The 15,551-nt window shown below is 69.2% G+C and carries 15 protein-coding genes; 5 read left to right on the top strand and 10 right to left on the bottom strand.

Going from position 1 to position 15,551, the window contains the following annotated elements:
• Window positions 1–46: 46 nt before the first annotated feature.
• Window positions 47–1,228, bottom strand: a complete 1,182-nt coding sequence (locus tag BJY17_RS15390) for a cystathionine gamma-synthase (protein WP_179552137.1) — start codon at window positions 1,226–1,228, stop codon at window positions 47–49.
• A 43-nt stretch (window positions 1,229–1,271) separates the two neighbouring features.
• Window positions 1,272–2,639, bottom strand: a complete 1,368-nt coding sequence (locus BJY17_RS15385; protein ID WP_179552136.1) for a cystathionine beta-synthase — start codon at window positions 2,637–2,639, stop codon at window positions 1,272–1,274.
• Between the two features lie 247 nt (window positions 2,640–2,886).
• On the opposite strand from BJY17_RS15385, the gene BJY17_RS18805 reads away from it, so the two are divergent.
• Window positions 2,887–3,570 carry a DUF3105 domain-containing protein gene (locus BJY17_RS18805; RefSeq protein ID WP_322789868.1) on the top strand — a complete coding sequence of 228 codons (684 nt, stop codon included), beginning with the start codon at window positions 2,887–2,889 and terminating at the stop codon, window positions 3,568–3,570.
• Window positions 3,567–4,316 carry a DUF305 domain-containing protein gene (locus BJY17_RS18800; RefSeq protein ID WP_322789867.1) on the top strand — a complete coding sequence of 250 codons (750 nt, stop codon included), beginning with the start codon at window positions 3,567–3,569 and terminating at the stop codon, window positions 4,314–4,316. The genes BJY17_RS18805 and BJY17_RS18800 overlap by 4 nt, the downstream gene beginning before the upstream one ends.
• A gap of 194 nt (window positions 4,317–4,510) precedes the next feature.
• Here the strand turns inward: BJY17_RS18800 and BJY17_RS15370 are convergent, their stop codons facing one another.
• The 4 genes from BJY17_RS15370 to BJY17_RS15355 form a co-directional block, all read right to left on the bottom strand.
• On the bottom strand, window positions 4,511–6,445 hold the full coding sequence (locus BJY17_RS15370) for an ABC transporter ATP-binding protein (protein WP_179552910.1): 1,935 nt from the start codon (window positions 6,443–6,445) through the stop codon (window positions 4,511–4,513).
• A gap of 120 nt (window positions 6,446–6,565) precedes the next feature.
• Entirely contained in the window at window positions 6,566–7,555 is a 990-nt protein-coding gene (locus BJY17_RS15365) for a carbohydrate ABC transporter permease (RefSeq protein WP_179552134.1), read from the bottom strand.
• Window positions 7,552–8,517 carry a carbohydrate ABC transporter permease gene (locus tag BJY17_RS15360; protein ID WP_179552133.1) on the bottom strand — a complete coding sequence of 322 codons (966 nt, stop codon included), beginning with the start codon at window positions 8,515–8,517 and terminating at the stop codon, window positions 7,552–7,554. Before BJY17_RS15360 ends, BJY17_RS15365 begins: the two co-directional genes overlap by 4 nt.
• A gap of 116 nt (window positions 8,518–8,633) precedes the next feature.
• The gene (locus tag BJY17_RS15355) at window positions 8,634–9,992 is read right to left on the bottom strand and encodes an ABC transporter substrate-binding protein (protein WP_179552132.1); all 1,359 of its coding nucleotides are present in this window, start codon (window positions 9,990–9,992) and stop codon (window positions 8,634–8,636) included.
• Window positions 9,993–10,260: 268 nt separating this feature from the next.
• Between BJY17_RS15355 and BJY17_RS15350 the strand changes: the two genes are divergently transcribed.
• A complete protein-coding gene (locus tag BJY17_RS15350) occupies window positions 10,261–11,283 on the top strand; it encodes a LacI family DNA-binding transcriptional regulator (RefSeq protein ID WP_179552131.1) in 1,023 nt (340 codons plus the stop codon).
• Between the two features lie 18 nt (window positions 11,284–11,301).
• Here the strand turns inward: BJY17_RS15350 and BJY17_RS15345 are convergent, their stop codons facing one another.
• The gene (locus tag BJY17_RS15345) at window positions 11,302–12,579 is read right to left on the bottom strand and encodes an MFS transporter (RefSeq protein WP_179552130.1); all 1,278 of its coding nucleotides are present in this window, start codon (window positions 12,577–12,579) and stop codon (window positions 11,302–11,304) included.
• Entirely contained in the window at window positions 12,576–13,049 is a 474-nt protein-coding gene (locus BJY17_RS15340) for a MarR family winged helix-turn-helix transcriptional regulator (RefSeq protein ID WP_179552129.1), read from the bottom strand. Before BJY17_RS15340 ends, BJY17_RS15345 begins: the two co-directional genes overlap by 4 nt.
• 183 nt (window positions 13,050–13,232) lie before the next feature.
• Here BJY17_RS15340 and BJY17_RS15335 point away from each other — a divergent pair, with 183 nt between their 5' ends.
• On the top strand, window positions 13,233–13,679 hold the full coding sequence (locus BJY17_RS15335) for a DUF805 domain-containing protein (RefSeq protein ID WP_179552128.1): 447 nt from the start codon (window positions 13,233–13,235) through the stop codon (window positions 13,677–13,679).
• Window positions 13,680–13,795: 116 nt separating this feature from the next.
• On the opposite strand, the gene rplL is transcribed toward BJY17_RS15335, so the two are convergent.
• Together rplL and rplJ are read right to left on the bottom strand one after the other, a co-directional pair.
• Complete coding sequence (gene rplL, locus BJY17_RS15330) at window positions 13,796–14,173, bottom strand: 50S ribosomal protein L7/L12 (protein ID WP_179552127.1); 378 nt, start codon at window positions 14,171–14,173, stop codon at window positions 13,796–13,798.
• A gap of 49 nt (window positions 14,174–14,222) precedes the next feature.
• Window positions 14,223–14,708 (bottom strand): 50S ribosomal protein L10, encoded by a 486-nt coding sequence (gene rplJ, locus BJY17_RS15325; RefSeq protein ID WP_179552126.1) that lies wholly within the window; start codon window positions 14,706–14,708, stop codon window positions 14,223–14,225.
• A 332-nt stretch (window positions 14,709–15,040) separates the two neighbouring features.
• Between rplJ and BJY17_RS15320 the strand changes: the two genes are divergently transcribed.
• On the top strand, window positions 15,041–15,430 hold the full coding sequence (locus tag BJY17_RS15320; RefSeq protein WP_074262031.1) for a RidA family protein: 390 nt from the start codon (window positions 15,041–15,043) through the stop codon (window positions 15,428–15,430).
• Window positions 15,431–15,551 lie beyond the last annotated feature (121 nt).

Raw genomic sequence — 15,551 nt, 5'->3', positions numbered from 1 at the left:
GCCTCGCAGGCAGGTGACGAACGGATGCCGCGCCGAACGGATGCCGCTACAGGCGGGCGAGCGCCCCGTCGATGTCGGCGAGCAGGTCGGCGACGTCCTCGATGCCGACCGACAGGCGCACGATCGACTCGGGCACCTCGGCGTCGGTGCCCTTCACCGAGGCGTGCGTCATCTCCGACGGGTAGTTGACGAGCGACTCCACGCCGCCGAGCGACTCGGCGAGCTGGAAGAGCTCGGTCGACTCGGCGAACCGGCGTGCGGCCTCGCCGCCGCCCGCGAGCGAGATCGAGAGCATGCCGCCGAACCCCGACATCTGCCGGGCGGCCAGCTCGTGACCCGGATGCGACTCGAGCCCCGGGTAGTACACGCGCTCGATGCCGGCGTGCTCGTCGAGGCGCCGGGCGATCGCGAGGGCGTTCGAGCTGTGGCGGTCCATGCGCACGCCGAGCGTCTTGATGCCGCGCGAGGTGAGGAACGCGTCGAACGGACCCGAGACCGCGCCCGCCGCGAACTGCGTGAACGTCACGCGCTCGGCGAGGTCGGCGAGTTCGGGGCGACCGGCGTCGCCGAGACCGCCGGCGAACACGAGCGCGCCGCCGACGACGTCGGAGTGGCCGCCGAGGTACTTCGTCGTCGAGTGCACGACGACGTCGGCGCCGAGGGCGAGCGGCTGCTGCAGCGCGGGCGAGGCGAAGGTGTTGTCGACGACCACGAGCACGCCCGCGGCGCGGCCGAGTTCGGCGAGCGCCGCGACATCCGAGATCTTCATGAGGGGGTTCGACGGCGTCTCGATCCAGAGCACCTTCGTCGACGGCTCGATCGCCGCGCGCACCGCGTCGAGGTCGCTCGTGTCGACGGTCGTGTGACGCACGCCCCAGGCGCCGTGCACGCGGCGGATGAGCCGATGCGTGCCGCCGTAGACGTCGTTGCCGATGACGACGTGATCGCCCGGCGCGAGCACGGTGCGCAGCAGCGCGTCTTCGGCGGCGAGGCCCGAGGCGAACGACAGGCCGAGCTCGCCGCCCTCGAGCGCGGCGAGCTGCGTCTCGAGCGCCGTGCGCGTGGGGTTGCCGCCGCGCGAGTACTCGTAGCCGCCGCGGAGCCCGCCGATGCCGTCCTGCACGTAGGTCGAGGTCTGGTAGATCGGCGGGATGACGGCGCCGGTGGTGGGGTCGAACTCCTGCCCGGCGTGGATGGCGAGGGTGTCGAAGCGTGCGTGGTCGTGCATGGTCGGAACTCCTGAAGTGCGTGGTGGATGTGCGCGGGGCCGGTCAGGCCGAGAGGTAGGCGAGCAGGTCGGTGCGGGTGATCACGCCGAGCGCCTTGCCGCCGTCGGTGACGAGCACCGCGGGGGTCGTCGAGAAGGTCGAGCGAGCGGATGCCACGGGCTCGTTGACCCCGATGAGCGGCAGCGACTCCCCCACGACGCCCGAGACCTTGTCGGTGAGCTTGACCTGCCCCGAGAAGACCTGTTCGAGCAGGGCCTCTTCATGGAGCGCCCCGAGCACCTCGCCGAGCACGACGGGCGGCTCCGCGGTCAGCACGAGCAGCTGCGAGACGCCGGTCTCGGTCATGCGGTCGATCGCCTCGCGTACCGTGTCGTTCGGGTGCACGTAGACGATCGGCGCGGTGCGGTCGGCCTTCGCCGCGAGCAGCTCGGCGATCGTGTGACCGGCCGGGGCGTTCGAGAAGCCGTAGGCGCGCATCCACTTGTCGTTGAAGATCTTGCCGAGGTAGCCGCGTCCGCCGTCGGGCAGCAGCACCACGAACACGTCGTCGGGGCCTGCGGATGCCGCGGCCTTCAGCGCCGCCACCACGGCCATGCCGCTCGAGCCGCCGACCAGGATGCCCTCTTCACGGGCGAGCCGGCGGGTCATGTCGAACGACTCGGCGTCGGAGACGGCGATGATCTCGTGCGGCACGGCGGGGTCGTACGCCGTCGGCCAGAAGTCCTCGCCGACGCCTTCGACGAGGTAGGGGCGACCGGTGCCGCCCGAGTAGACCGAGCCCTCGGGGTCGGCGCCGATGATGCGCACGCGATCTTCGGACACCTCGCGCAGATACCGACCGGTGCCGGTGATCGTGCCGCCGGTGCCGACGCCCGCGACGAAGTGGGTGACCCCGCCCTCGGTGTCGCGCCAGATCTCGGGGCCCGTCGTCTCGTAGTGCGAGCGCGGCCCGTTGGGGTTGGAGTACTGGTCGGGCTTGAACGCGCCGGGGATCTCGCGGGCGAGCCGGTCGGAGACCCCGTAGTACGACTCGGGGCTGTCGGGCGCGACGGCGGTCGGCGTCACGACGACCTCGGCGCCGTAGGCGGTCAGCACATTGCGCTTGTCTTCGCCGACCTTGTCGGGGCAGACGAAGATGCACTTGTAGCCGCGCTGCTGCGCGATGAGCGCGAGGCCCACACCGGTGTTGCCCGAGGTCGGCTCCACGATCGTGCCGCCCGGCTTCAGCTTGCCCTCGCGCTCGGCGGCGTCGATGATGCGGCCGGCGATGCGGTCCTTCGAGGAGCCGCCCGGGTTCAGGTACTCGAGCTTCACGAGCACCGTCGCCGACGTCACGCCTTCGGTGACGTGGTGCAGCTTCACGAGCGGGGTGTCGCCGACGAGATCGACGATGGTGTCTGCGTACTTCATGGTGAGGTCCTTGCTGTCGGCTCGTTCAGCCCGGTCGGCGAACGGGAGCGGCGAACGATCGTGCGTGCGTGGGGTCGGTCGACGTCGGCGTCAGCGACAACACAGCGAGAGGATCACGAGGCCACTCTATCCGTTCGAGCGACGGTGACGAAGGGGCGAGCGGATGCCTCGACCCGGCGTTCTCCCAGCCTGATCGCTCGCGCCGTCAATATGATTGATGCGACAACCATGCGAGAGAGGCCTACGTGTGAGCGCGACCCCGCCCGTTCCCCCCAAGGTGAAGCAGCAGAACACCGTCAAGCAGCAGCGCGCGGCTGAACGCGAACGCAAGCTCGCCGAGTTCAAGAAGCGCGAGGCCAAGGCCAAGCGCAACCGGCGCATCGGCATCTGGTCTGCGGTCGTGGGCGGTGTCGCGGTGGTGGGCGTCATCGTCGCGGCGATCGTGCTGACCCCGCAGCCCGCCTCGTACGGCGCCGGCGGCGACGGCGCGAAGATCGACGGCGTCGAGACCTTCGACAACGGCGCCGGTCACGTCGAGGGCGTCGTCGAGTACGCGCAGACGCCGCCCGCCGGCGGCGAGCACAACCAGATGTGGCTGAACTGCGGCGTCTACGAGCAGCCGGTGCCGAACGAGAACGCCGTGCACTCGCTCGAGCACGGCGCGATCTGGGTCACCTACGACCCCGAGCTGCCCGCGGCCGAGCTCGAGGCGCTGAAGTCGCACCTGCCCTCGACCTACGTCGTGCTCTCGCCCTTCGAAGGGCTCGACTCCCCGATCGTGCTGAGCGGCTGGAACTCGCAGCTCGCCCTCGACAGCGCCGACGACGAGCGCATCCCCGCCTTCTTCGAGGAGTACTGGCAGAGCCAGAACGTGCCCGAGCCCGGCGCCCTCTGCACGGGCGCCTACGACGCCCCGGGCAAGGTGTCGTGACCCGAGCCCCCGAGCGTTCGACCGCCGACGTCGTGATCGACGCCGGCGACCCGACCGAGCCGATCGGGCCGCCCTCCCCCGGGCCCCGGCAGCGCCGGGGCGGCCGGGCGGCCGTCATCGCCGTGGCATCCGTCGCCCTCATCGTCGTCGCGGCCGTGGCGTTCTCGATCGGTCGCCTCTCGACGCTCGCCGAGCCGACACCCACGACGACGAGCGCCGAGGCCGGGTTCGCCCGCGACATGCAGGTGCACCACCTGCAGGGCGTCGAGCTCGCGATGATCGTGCGCGATGCGACCGACGACGACGAGGTGCGGCTGCTCGGCTACGACATCGCGACGACGCAGGCGCAGCAGGCCGGCCAGATGTACGGTTGGCTCGCCGAATGGGGCCTGTCGCAGGCCGGCTCCGAGCCGTCGATGACGTGGATGACGCGCCCCGCACTCGACGGCGCGGCAGGTCATGGCGACCATGCGACCTCCGACCCCGGTGCCCACGTGCCCGGCGCGCCGATGCCCGGCCTCGCGACACCGGCTCAGGTGGAAGAGCTGCGCGGCCTCACCGGCGTCGAGGCCGAACGCCGCTTCCTCGAGCTCATGATCGCCCACCACCAGGGCGCGGTCGAGATGGCCGATGCGGTGCTCGCCCGCTCGACGAACGACGTCGTCGTCGCGCTCGCGCAGTCGATCGTCGACAGCCAGACCTCCGAGATCGAGCTCATGACCGGAATGCTCGCCGAGCGCAGTTAGCGGATCGTCCGGGCTCTCGCCCTCACTCGGCCGAGTCGGCGGCGGATGCCTCGGGCGGCGCCCCTCGTTCGGTCGTCGACACGTCGCCCCTCTCGACCCCCCGGCAAGATGCTCCACACTCTAGCGGCGCAGGGTGCACCGATCGCAAGGGGTTCGAGCGAAGTCGTGTCCCCCGAAAACGCCGGATGAGGTGCTCAGGCCTCGAGCACCGGACGCTCCTCCTGCTGACGGTAGAGCGAGGCGTAGACCCCTTCGGCGCCCACGAGCTCGGCGTGCGTTCCCTGCTCGACGATGCGGCCGGCGACGACCACGAAGATCACGTCGGCGGACACGACGGTCGAGAGCCGGTGGGCGATCGCGATGGTCGTGCGGCCACGGGCGGCGTCGTCGAGCGCCTCCTGCACGACCCGCTCGGAGATCGTGTCGAGCGCGCTCGTCGCCTCGTCGAGCACGAGCACGGCCGGGTCCTTCAACAGCACCCGCGCGATCGCGATGCGCTGCTTCTCGCCCCCCGAAAGCCGGTAGCCGCGTTCGCCGACCACGGTGTCGTACCCCTCGGGGAACGACGCGATCGTCTCGTGGATGTTCGCGGCTCGCGCCGCCGCCTCGAGTTCGGCGTCGGTCGCGTCCGGCCGCGCGTAGCGGAGGTTCTCGCCGATCGAGGCGTGGAAGAGATAGGTCTCCTGGCTGACGATGCCGATGTGCGAGACGAGCGACTCCTGGTCGAGCTCCCGCACGTCGACCCCCGCGAAGCGCACCGCACCGCCCGAGGCCTCGTAGAGGCGCGGCACGAGGTACGACACCGTCGTCTTGCCCGCGCCCGACGGCCCGACGAACGCGGCGAACTGCCCCGGCTCGATCGTGAAGCTCACCGCGTCGAGCGTCGGCCGCGAGTCGCCGTCGGCATCGGGGTAACGGAAGGACACCTCGTCGAATTCCACCCTGCCGAGCGCCGGCCCGAGCGGCACCTCGCGGGCGTCGGGCCGGTCGACGATCGCCGGCTTCAGGTCGAGGTACTCGAAGATGCGGGCGAAGAGGGCGCTCGACGTCTGCAGGTCGAGCGCGACCCGCATGAGGCCCATCAGCGGGAACAGCAGGCGTGCCTGCACGGTCGTGAATGCGACGATCGTGCCCGCCGTGACATCCGCAGTGCCGCCGGCGATGAGCCAGCCGGCGACCAGGTAGACGATCGCGGGGATCGACGACATGAAGATGTTGACCATCGCGAAGAACCACTGGCCCGTCATCTGCTGCCTGACCTGCAGCTCGATCTGGTTCTTGTTCTCGTCGGCGTACCGCTCGATCTCGCTCTTCTGCCGGGTGAAGCTCTTCGAGAGCAGGATGCCGGAGACCGACAGCGTCTCCTGCGTGATCGCCGTCATCTCCGAGAGCGACTCCTGGGTCTTCCCGGCGATGCGCGCCCGCACCTGGCCGACGCGGCGCTGTGCGATGACCATGAACGGCATGAGCACGAGCGCGATGATCGTGAGCTGCCAGTTGAGGATGAGCATCGCGATGAACGCCGAGATCACCGTCACCGTGTTGCCGAGCACGCTCGACACCGTGTTCGTCAGCACCCCGGCGACGCCGCCCACGTCGTTCTGCAGGCGCGACTGGATGACGCCGGTCTTCGTGCGCGTGAAGAAGCTCAACTCCATGGCCTGCAGGTGCGTGAAGAGCCGCACGCGGAGGGTGCCCATGACGCTGTTGCCGATCGTCGCGGTGAGCCAGGTCTGCCAGACGCCGAGCAGGGCCGAGACGACGAACACGGCGATCATCGCGATCACGATCCACACGAGCACCGGCAGGTTCGGGCCGGACACCTCTCCGCTCGCGTCGACCGGGAAGAGCCCGTCGTCGAACGCGCGCTGGGTCAGCAGCGGCGGGATGATGGCGAGCGCCGCACCGATGAGCACGAGCACCACCGTGGTGATGAGGGCGGCCTTGTGCCCGGCGAAGAGTTCGGCGATGCGCCCGAGCAGGTTCGGGATCTTCGGCGCCTCGGCGTTCGCCGCCCGCTGCGCGTCCTCGTCGACGGCGAACCCTCGGCGGGGGCCGCCACCGCCGCCGGCTCCTCCGCCGCCGCGGCCGCCACCGCCGCCCCCGCCGCGTGGTGCTCCCCCGTGCATGCTCATGGCATCACCCTATTCCGGGCCCCGTTCACGTCACCCGCCGTTCGCCGGAAGCGGAGCAGGGCAGAGCGGATGCCGCGGGCCGAGGCCGAGCGGCATCCGGCCGTGCCCGCTGGCCTACCCCTTGGTGGAGCCTGCCAGCAGCCCGCGCACGAAGTAGCGCTGCAGCCCGAAGAAGACGCCGAGCGGAATCACGATCGAGATGAACGCGGCAGCGGTCAGTCGCTGCCAGTCCTGCCCTCTCGTGCCGACCATCTCGGCCAGCCGCTGGGTGAGCGGAGCGACGTCTTGCGTGCCGCCGGAGAAGATCAGGGCGACGAGCAGGTCGTTCCACACCCAGATGAACTGGAAGATCGCGAACGAGGCGAGCGCCGGCGTCGCGAGCGGCAGCACGATGCGGAAGAAGATCTGACCGTGCGTCGCGCCGTCGACCCGCGCCGCCTCGATGACGTCGGACGGGATCTCGGCGATGAAGTTGTGCAGCAGGAAGATCGCGAGCGGAAGCGCGAACATCGAGTGCGCGAGCCACAGCGGCAGGTAGTTCTGCTCGGGGATGATCGGCACCATGTCGTGCAACCAGGCCTGCATCGGGCGCAGCCACGTCGAGAAGATCTGCAGCAGCGGCACGAGCGCCATCTGCAGCGGGATGATCTGCAGCGCGAACACGAAGATGAAGAGCCAGTTGACCCACTTGAACCGGATCCACGCGAACGCGTATGCGGCCATCGATGCGAAGACGAGCGGGATCAGCGTGGCGATCAGCGCGATGGCGATCGAGTTGACGATGTACGAGCCGAGCTGCGGTGACGACGACGAGGTCGAGAACAGCACCTCTCGGTAGTTGTCGAGCGTGAAGCCCGGGTTCTGGAAGATCGTCCACCAGCCCGTGGTGCGGATCAGCTCGGCCGGCCGGAACGACGAGACGAGCAGGCCGAAGGTCGGGATGGTCCAGAGCACCGCGATGATGAGCGCGATGACCGTCGCGGTGCGCGAGGTCAGTCGTTTCTTCACCCGGGCCGTCTTGGTGCCGTACTCGGTGCGCTCGGCGGCCTCGATCGAGCCGAGGTTCTCACCGACCGGGAGGTCGGCTGGTGCGACGCTGCTCATCGGATCTCCCTCTGCTTGCGGAGCACATTGACGTTGTAGACGACGATCGGCAGCACGAGCACGAAGAGGATCAGGGCGAGGGCCGAGCCGCGCCCCACTTCGCTCGCTCGGAATGCCTGGGTGTACATCTCATTGGCGATGACGCTCGTGTTGAAGTTTCCGGCGGTCATCGTGCGGACGATGTCGAAGACCTTCAGCGTCGCGATCGAGATCGTCGTGAGCACCACGACGAGTGCGCCGCGGATGCCCGGCACCGTGACGTTCATGAAGCGCTGCCAGCCGTTCGTGCCGTCGAGCTGCGCGGCCTCGATCTGCTCGGTCGGCACGCCCTTGATCGCCGCGCTCAGGAGCACCATGGCGAATCCGGTCTGGATCCAGATCATGACGACGATCAGCAGGAAGGTGTTGATCGGGTCGGTCTGCAGCCACTGCACCGGTTCGCCGCCCGCTGCGACGACCAGTGCGTTCAACAGGCCGATCTGCTCGCCGACCCCGTTGTAGTCGTAGACGAAGCTCCAGATGACGCCCGCGCCGACGAATGAGATGGCGATCGGCATGAACAGGATCACCTTGTAGTACTTCTCGCCGCGCGACTTGTCGATGAACACGGCATAGGCGAGGCCGACGGCCGTCGAGATGGTCGGAACGAGCAGTACCCAGATGACCGTGTTGATCAGCGTGCGAATGGCGGCCGGCTGGGTGAAGGTCCAGACGAAGTTGTCGAGCGTCCAGTCACCGCTCGAGTCCTGGAACGCGAGGAGGCTCGTGCGGATCGCCGGGTACACGAGGCCGATGGCGATGAAGAGCATCGCCGGCAGGAGGAAGAGGCCCAGCTGCCAGTAATCGCGACCCTTCTTCGGAGCCTTGTCGATGAAGAAGATGAGGAGGCCGACCACGGCGGCGAACACCGCGAGCCCCATCACCACCTGCAGCAGCTTGCCGAGCAGATCGGCGGTGGTCATCGTGCCTCCCAATGTTCGTCATTGAAATCGGAGTGGTCGTCGAAGGCGGGTGACGGAGGGCGGGGATTTCGCATCCCCGCCCTCCGATCATGCCCTTCGGGCGTGAGTCGCGCCAGCTAGCCCTGCGGCCAGCTCGACTCGATGGTGTCGAGCACCTGAGCGGTGTCCTCACCCGTGACCCAGGCGACCATGCCCTTCCAGAAGGAATCGGCGCCGACGGCGCCCGGCATCAGGTCGGAACCGTCGAACCGGAACGTGGTCTCGGGGTCCTGGAGGATCTCGATCGACTGGGTCAGCAGTTCGCTCGAGGCCACCTGCGGGTCGAGTCCCTTGTTCGCGCTGATGACGCCGCCGAGGCTCACCCGGTTGTTGGCCCAGAGGTCGCTCGAGAGGTAGGTGCGGAACGCCTCGACCTCTTCGGCGTCGCGGAACGCGACCGGGAACTCGCCGCCGCCCGTGACGGACAGCGGGTCGTCGGCGTTGACCGGCGGGAGGAGGAACGCGAACACGCTGCCGTCGGACGCGACGGTGTTCTCGTCGCCGCCCTCGGGGTTCCAGAAGGTCTCGTAGAACGAGGCCTGGTGGTGCAGCGAGCACGCTCCGTCGAGGATCGGCAGGCCGGCGGTCTGGAACGCCTCGGTGACCTGCGTCGACACGTCACCGATGCCCCCGTTGACCATGTCGTCGTTCTTCAGGTAGCCGCCGACCGCGTCGAAGGCCTCTGCGACCTGCGGGTCGTTGAACGGGATGCCGTGCGTGACCCACTGGTCGTACACGTCGGCGCCGTGCAGGCGCAGCATGTAGTCCTCGACCCAGTCGGTGCCCGGCCAGCCCGTGGCGTCGCCCGACTCGAGGCCGACGCACCAGGGCTTGTGGTCGCCCTCGGCCGCGATCGTCTCGGAGAGTTCAGTCAGCTCGTCGAGGGTCTTGGGGATCTCGTACCCCTTCTCTTCGAACTCGGCCGGCGAGTACCAGACGTAGCCCTTGATGCTCGCCATGAGCGGAGCGGCGTAGAAGGTGTCCTCGTAGGTGCCGTACTTCTTCCAGTCCTCCGACCACCACTCGTCGACGTTGGCCTCGACGTCGGCGGAGGCGGGGATCAGCCAGCCGCCCGCGGCGAGTCGGCCGAGGAGACCGGGCTGCGGCACGATGCCGACATCGGGGGCGTTGCCACCCTCGGCGAGCACGGCGATCTGCGCCTCGAACTCACTCGAGCCCTGGTAGTCGACCGCGATGCCGGTGCAGGCCTCGAAGTCCGACCACGACTCGATGAGGCGGTCGGCCTCGAGGTCGAGGATGGTGCCGGCCACCGTGACCTCGGCGCCGTCGAAGGTGCCGTACTGCTCGTAGTCGGTGCAATCGACGTCGGCAGCGTCCTCTGGCGCGACGTCTCCGGTGCAGCCCGTGAGGGCGAGTCCAACCGCCGCGGCCGCCACCACGGGGGCCATCCAACGGCGATGCCGTCTGATTCTCATGTCATCTCCTCGTCGAGTGAATGTGGTGCAGGCGAAGCCGGGAACCGGTTCCAGCCTCAACGCTAGAACACCCGCCGCCCTCCTCACAAGGGATGGGAGGTCACGGTTCGGCCACTCCCTCGTTCCGCCGCATGAACTGGCGGAGAGCGCTCCCACCAGAACCGCGCCGAGGCGCACCTCACGCGCGCGCCAAGCAGGAAACGGTTCCATATTCGTCGACGCGAGCAGTACACTCTGGCTCGAGGCAGCCCGACGAGGGGAGGCGCGCATGGCCGCGATCGGCGATGTCGCACGCCTCGCCGGGGTCTCGAAGGCCACGGCCTCCCGGGCGCTCTCCGGCAACGGCTACGTCGCCGAGGAGACCCGCCGCCGCGTCGAGTCGGCCGCAGCCGAGATCGGCTACATCGCGTCCCCCGATGCGGCGAGCCTCGTCACCGGGCGCACCAAGAACGTCGGGGTGATCATCCCGTTCGTCAACCGCTGGTTCTTCGGCGAGGTACTCGAGGGCATCGAGCGCTCACTCCTCGCCGCCGGCTACGACCTGACGCTCTACAACCTCTCCGACAGCGGCCCCGATCGGGCGCGCGTGTTCGAGTTCTTCCTCGCTCGCAAGCGCGTCGACGCGGTCATCGCCGTGGGCGTCGACCTCGTCGAGCACGAGGTCGCTGCGCTCGACCGCCGAGAGAAGCCGCTCGTGTGCCTCGGCGGAACCGGCGGCACCGCGGCGCGGCTCTCGATCGACGATCGGGCGGTCGGCCAGCTCGCGACCGAGCACCTGCTGCACCTCGGTCACACTCGCATCGCGCACCTCGCCGGCATCGGAGCGAGCGGGCAGCCCGACACCGTGCAGGGACTCCGCCGACAGGGCTTCCTCGATGCGATGGACGCGGCGGGCCTCGCCCCGTCGCCGGCCGACGTCGTCGAGACCGAGATGACCATGCCCGGCGGCTACCGCGCTGCCTTGCAGTTGCTCGGGCACCCCGGCCCGCGGCCGACCTCGGTGTTCGCGGCATCCGACGAAGTCGCCTTCGGCGCCCTCCGCGCCGCCGAGCGGCTCGGCATCGCGGTGCCCAGCGAGCTCTCGGTCGTCGGCGTCGACGGACACGAGTACGCCGAGATGTTCGACCTCACGACCGTCGAGCAGTACCCGGGCGAGCAGGGACGCTCGGCTGTCGGCGTCGTGCTGCGCCTCCTCGGCGAGGGCGCCGTCGCCGACCCGCTCCCCGATTCCGGCGCGCCGATGCCGACCCGGCTGGTCGTGCGCGCGAGCTCGACCGCCGCCCCGCGCTGAGCGCGACGCGCCCGCCGATCAGGCGGCGTCGCCCATGCCGATCGCCTCGGCCTCGCCTGCCGCCGTCTCGGCCACCCCGTCGGCGGCCGCGAGCTTCGAGCGACCGAGCACGACGATCGCCGCGGCGATGAGCACCGCGATCGCCCCGGCGATGAACGGACTCGACGGCGACACCGTTGCGGCCAGCACCGCCGCTGCGGGCGGGGCGATCGCGCCCCCGAGGAAGCGCACGCCGGAGTAGGCGCTCGACGCGACGGAGCGGGGCAGGTCGGTCGCGTCCATCACGCACTCGGTGAGCACGGTGTTCAGGATGCCGAGCAGGAGTCCGCCGACGACGACGCCGACGATCACGGCGACCGCCGAGTCGATGAGCGCCGCGAGCGCGAGCAGGTCGAGGGCGAGCAGCGGCAGCACGAACCAGAGCACCCGGGTGCGGCGCATGCGTGCGGTCAGCAGCGGCGCGACCCAGACCGACGTGACGGCGACCGCGACCCCCCACCCGAAGAACACGAAGCCGAGCGCGATCGCGCTGTGGATGCCGAGCGGCACGAGCGCGAACGGCGTGTACGCGAGCAGCACGAAGAAGCCCATGTTGTAGAAGAGCGCGGCCGCGGCGAGGATGCCGAGGGCGGGCCGGGCGAGCGCCCGGAACGGCGCCGAGAGCTTCGTCGGCACGGGCCGCTCGACGCCGTCGGTGCGCAGCAGGGCGACGATCGCGACGAATCCGATCGCCATGAGCGCCGCGGTGCCGAAGAACGGGCCGCGCCAGCTCCACGAACCGAGCAGCCCGCCGACGAGCGGGCCGATCGCGAGGCCGAGACCGAGGGCCGCCTCGTAGAGGATGATCGCCGCGCTGCTGCCGCCTGCCGCCGCACCCACGATCGTCGCGAGCGCCGTCGAGATGAAGAGCGCGTTGCCGAGCCCCCAGCCCGCACGGAAGCCGATGATCGACTCGACGTCGCCCGAGAGCCCGGCGAGCGTGGCGAACACGACGATCACGCCGAGCCCGATGAGCAGGGTCCGCTTGGCGCCGATGCGGCTCGAGATCCAGCTCGTGAAGAACATCGCGATGCCGGTGATGACGAGGTAGCTCGTGAAGAGCAGCTCGGTCTCGGTCGGCGTCGCCTCGAGGTCGGCGGCGATCGCGGGAAGGATCGGATCGACGAGGCCGATGCCCATGAACGCGACGACGCACGAGAACGCGACCGCCCAGACGGCCTTGGGCTGCTTCAGTATCGAGGCACCGGATGCCGCGTGGCCGGCCTGCACCGGAACGGCCCGGGTGTCGACGCTCATGCGATCTCTCCGGTGCTCGCGTCGGTGCCGAGCAGCGCGGCGCGGGACCGCTCGAGCCGAGAGCGCACGATCTCGACGGCCGAGGCGAGGGTCTCGAGCTCGTCGTCGCCGAGGTCGGCGAACGTCGGGGCGAGGGCACGCACCAGCTCGCCCCGCCATGCGTCGAGCGCGGCGAGCCCGTGCGGGTCGACCGAGATGAGCATCGCCCGGGCGTCGCCGCTGTCGACGATGCGGCGGATCCATCCCCGTTCGTCGAGCGCGTGCACGAGCTTCGTCATGGTCGGCTGGGTGACGCGGCTGACCTTCGCGAGTTCGCCGAGGCGCATGGGTCCGAGGTCGCGCAGCACGCTGAGGGTGCGCCAGACGGCGGGCGATTCGGTGCTTCCCGTCACGGTCGCGGCGAGCCTGGTGAGGCGGTGGTTCACGGAGACGAGGTCTCCGATCACCGTGGGGAGGTCGAGCTGGGTCATGCCCCGATTATACATAGCTTGGCTATGAATGTTGCGGAGGGACCCCCGGCACCGGCGCGCCGGCGCGCCGCCTCGTCGGCCGACGCCATCGCGGCCATGATGTCATCGCACGGCACGGCACGGCACGCTGCCGCGCGCCAATCCTGCGCACCATCACGGCATCGCTCGACCGAAGGAGTCATCATGACCGACAGCACCGCAGCCGTTCCGCTCTCCGCCCCGCTGTACGGAGCGTCGTTCGGGCAGGCGATCAGCAGGTTCTTCAAGAAGTACGCCACATTCTCGGGCCGCGCGAGCCGCAGCGAGTTCTGGTGGTGGTTCCTCTTCAACCTCATCGTCGGGGGCGTGCTCTACGGCATCGCGGCGATCGGCGGCGCCCCGGGCGCCACGGTCTCCGAGAACGGGATGATGGTGCCCGGCCCCGGCTTCGCGGTCGCCGTGATCCCCTACGCCATCTGGGGGCTCGCGACGCTCATCCCCTGGTTCGCCCTCGCATGGCGCCGTCTGCACGACACGAACCGCTCGGGCGGCTGGTACTTCATCGGCCTCATCCCCCTCGTCGGCGGCATCATCCTGCTGGTGTTCTTCCTCTTGGACTCGGACCCGGCAGGCGCACGCTTCGACCGCTGATCGCGGCCCGCACCACCGACGACGGATGCCCCGTGGCTCATGTGAGCCACGGGGCATCCGTTTCGTTCAGGTGACGCGAGTCACCTCAAGGTGCGACCCTCTCGCGAGGGCGGCGACTACTTGAGGGTGACGGTTGCGCCGGCTTCCTCGAGGGCAGCCTTCGCCTTGTCGGCGGTCTCCTTGTTCGCGCCCTCGAGCACGGCCTTGGGAGCGCCGTCGACGACGGCCTTGGCCTCGCCGAGGCCGAGCGAGGTGAGCTCGCGGACGGTCTTGATGACCTGGATCTTCTTGTCGCCGGCAGCCTCGAGGATGACGTCGAAGGAGTCCTTCTCCTCAACCTCTTCAGCAGCGGCGCCAGCGCCACCGGCAGCAGCGACGGGAGCGGCCGCGGTGACCTCGAACTTCTCCTCGAACGCCTTCACGAACTCGCTGAGCTCGACAAGCGTCAGACCGGCAAACTGCTCGAGCAGCTCTTCAGTGGTGAGCTTCGCCATGATGTATCTCCTAGATTTCTTGGTGTTGTAGAACGAGAACGTCGGGCGCTTACGCGGCCGCGGTCTCCAGCTTTTCGCGAAGCGCGTCGATGGTGGCGGCAGCCTTGCCCATCGTCGCCTTCATCATTCCCGCTGCCTTCGCAAGCAGAACCTCACGGCTCTCGAGCGAGGCGTACTTGTTGACCTCGTCGGCGTTGAGGGCCTTGCCCTCGAAGACGCCGCCCTTGATCACAAGATTCGGGTTTGCCTTGGCGAAGTCACGAACGGCCTTGGCGGTGGCGACGAAGTCGCCGTGCACGAAGGCGACGGCGGACGGACCGACGAGGTCGGCGTCCAGCGTCGAGATACCCGCGTTGTTCGCGGCGATCTTGGTCAGCGTGTTCTTCACCACGGCGTAGTTCGCGTCCTGACGGATGTTGTTGCGCAGCTGCTTGAGCTGGGCAACCGTCAGGCCGCGGTATTCGGTCAGCAGAACGGCGGTCGAGCTCTCGAACAGGTTCGTGAGTTCGGCAACCGAGGCTTCCTTGTTCGCCATGGCCACTCCTTGTGTACTCAACGTGCATCGCGATGGCGGTGCACGGCTTCGGATCGCGGCTCAAGTGGCGAGGTCGTGCGGGCAACAAAAAAGCTCCGGCGCAGTTGCGCGGAGCTCGGCCGGATCACCCGGAAGTCTTCGTCACACCTGCGCGGGCCCTTGCTTTCGCAAGACTTCGGTCGCGTCCCACCGTGATGAACACATGTGGGCGCACGACAACCAGCGGTCTTCGGCTCCGTACAGGCTAACGGATGCCCCGGCCGCTCGCAAATCGCGGCCCGATCCGCTCGAACCCCTCGCCGATGTCGGCAGGCGGGGGCAGACTCGCGACCATGGAGATCACACACCTGAACCCAGAGACGCTGCACGCGAACCCGGCCTTCAGCCAGGGTGTGCTCGTGAGCGGTGCCCACCGCACCGTGCACGTCGGCGGCCAGAACGGCACCGACCCCTCGGGCGCGATCGTGCCCGGCGGCCTCGGCCCGCAGACCGAGCAGGCGATCAAGAACGTGCTGGCCGTGCTCGCCGAGGTCGGCGCCGATCAGACGAACGTGGTGCGGCTGGCCGTCTACCTCGTCGCCGGCCAGTCCGTCGACGACGGCTACGCGGCATCCGCTCGCGTGTGGGGCGCGCAGCCGACGGCCCTCACGGTGCTCATGGTCGCGGGCCTCGGCCGCCCCGACGCCCTCGTCGAGCTGGAGGCGACCGCCGTCATCGAGTGACGATCGTCGCCCGCGGCATCCGCTCGGCCGTTTCGCCACATCGGGAATAGTTGACCGAAGTCCAAAGTTGACTCAATGCAACCATTTATATATAGTTGTCGAATATCAACTTGTAGAGACT

Source organism: Agromyces hippuratus (assembly GCF_013410355.1).
Taxonomy (GTDB): domain Bacteria; phylum Actinomycetota; class Actinomycetes; order Actinomycetales; family Microbacteriaceae; genus Agromyces; species Agromyces hippuratus.
Note: the sequence above shows the minus strand (reverse complement) of the source record. Positions and strands in the feature narration are given on the sequence as shown.

What these genes read in the sequence shown, in the direction of transcription:
- BJY17_RS15390 (WP_179552137.1), bottom strand. Translation starts at nt 1,228, where the DNA reads ATGCACGACCACGCACGCTTCGACACCCTCGCCATCCACGCCGGGCAG.
- BJY17_RS15385 (WP_179552136.1), bottom strand. Translation starts at nt 2,639, where the DNA reads ATGAAGTACGCAGACACCATCGTCGATCTCGTCGGCGACACCCCGCTC.
- BJY17_RS15370 (WP_179552910.1), bottom strand. Translation starts at nt 6,445, where the DNA reads ATGCACGGGGGAGCACCACGCGGCGGGGGCGGCGGTGGCGGCCGCGGC.
- BJY17_RS15365 (WP_179552134.1), bottom strand. Translation starts at nt 7,555, where the DNA reads ATGAGCAGCGTCGCACCAGCCGACCTCCCGGTCGGTGAGAACCTCGGC.
- BJY17_RS15360 (WP_179552133.1), bottom strand. Translation starts at nt 8,517, where the DNA reads ATGACCACCGCCGATCTGCTCGGCAAGCTGCTGCAGGTGGTGATGGGG.
- BJY17_RS15355 (WP_179552132.1), bottom strand. Translation starts at nt 9,992, where the DNA reads ATGAGAATCAGACGGCATCGCCGTTGGATGGCCCCCGTGGTGGCGGCC.
- BJY17_RS15350 (WP_179552131.1), top strand. Translation starts at nt 10,261, where the DNA reads ATGGCCGCGATCGGCGATGTCGCACGCCTCGCCGGGGTCTCGAAGGCC.
- BJY17_RS15345 (WP_179552130.1), bottom strand. Translation starts at nt 12,579, where the DNA reads ATGAGCGTCGACACCCGGGCCGTTCCGGTGCAGGCCGGCCACGCGGCA.
- BJY17_RS15340 (WP_179552129.1), bottom strand. Translation starts at nt 13,049, where the DNA reads ATGACCCAGCTCGACCTCCCCACGGTGATCGGAGACCTCGTCTCCGTG.
- BJY17_RS15335 (WP_179552128.1), top strand. Translation starts at nt 13,233, where the DNA reads ATGACCGACAGCACCGCAGCCGTTCCGCTCTCCGCCCCGCTGTACGGA.
- rplL (WP_179552127.1), bottom strand. Translation starts at nt 14,173, where the DNA reads ATGGCGAAGCTCACCACTGAAGAGCTGCTCGAGCAGTTTGCCGGTCTG.
- rplJ (WP_179552126.1), bottom strand. Translation starts at nt 14,708, where the DNA reads ATGGCGAACAAGGAAGCCTCGGTTGCCGAACTCACGAACCTGTTCGAG.
- BJY17_RS15320 (WP_074262031.1), top strand. Translation starts at nt 15,041, where the DNA reads ATGGAGATCACACACCTGAACCCAGAGACGCTGCACGCGAACCCGGCC.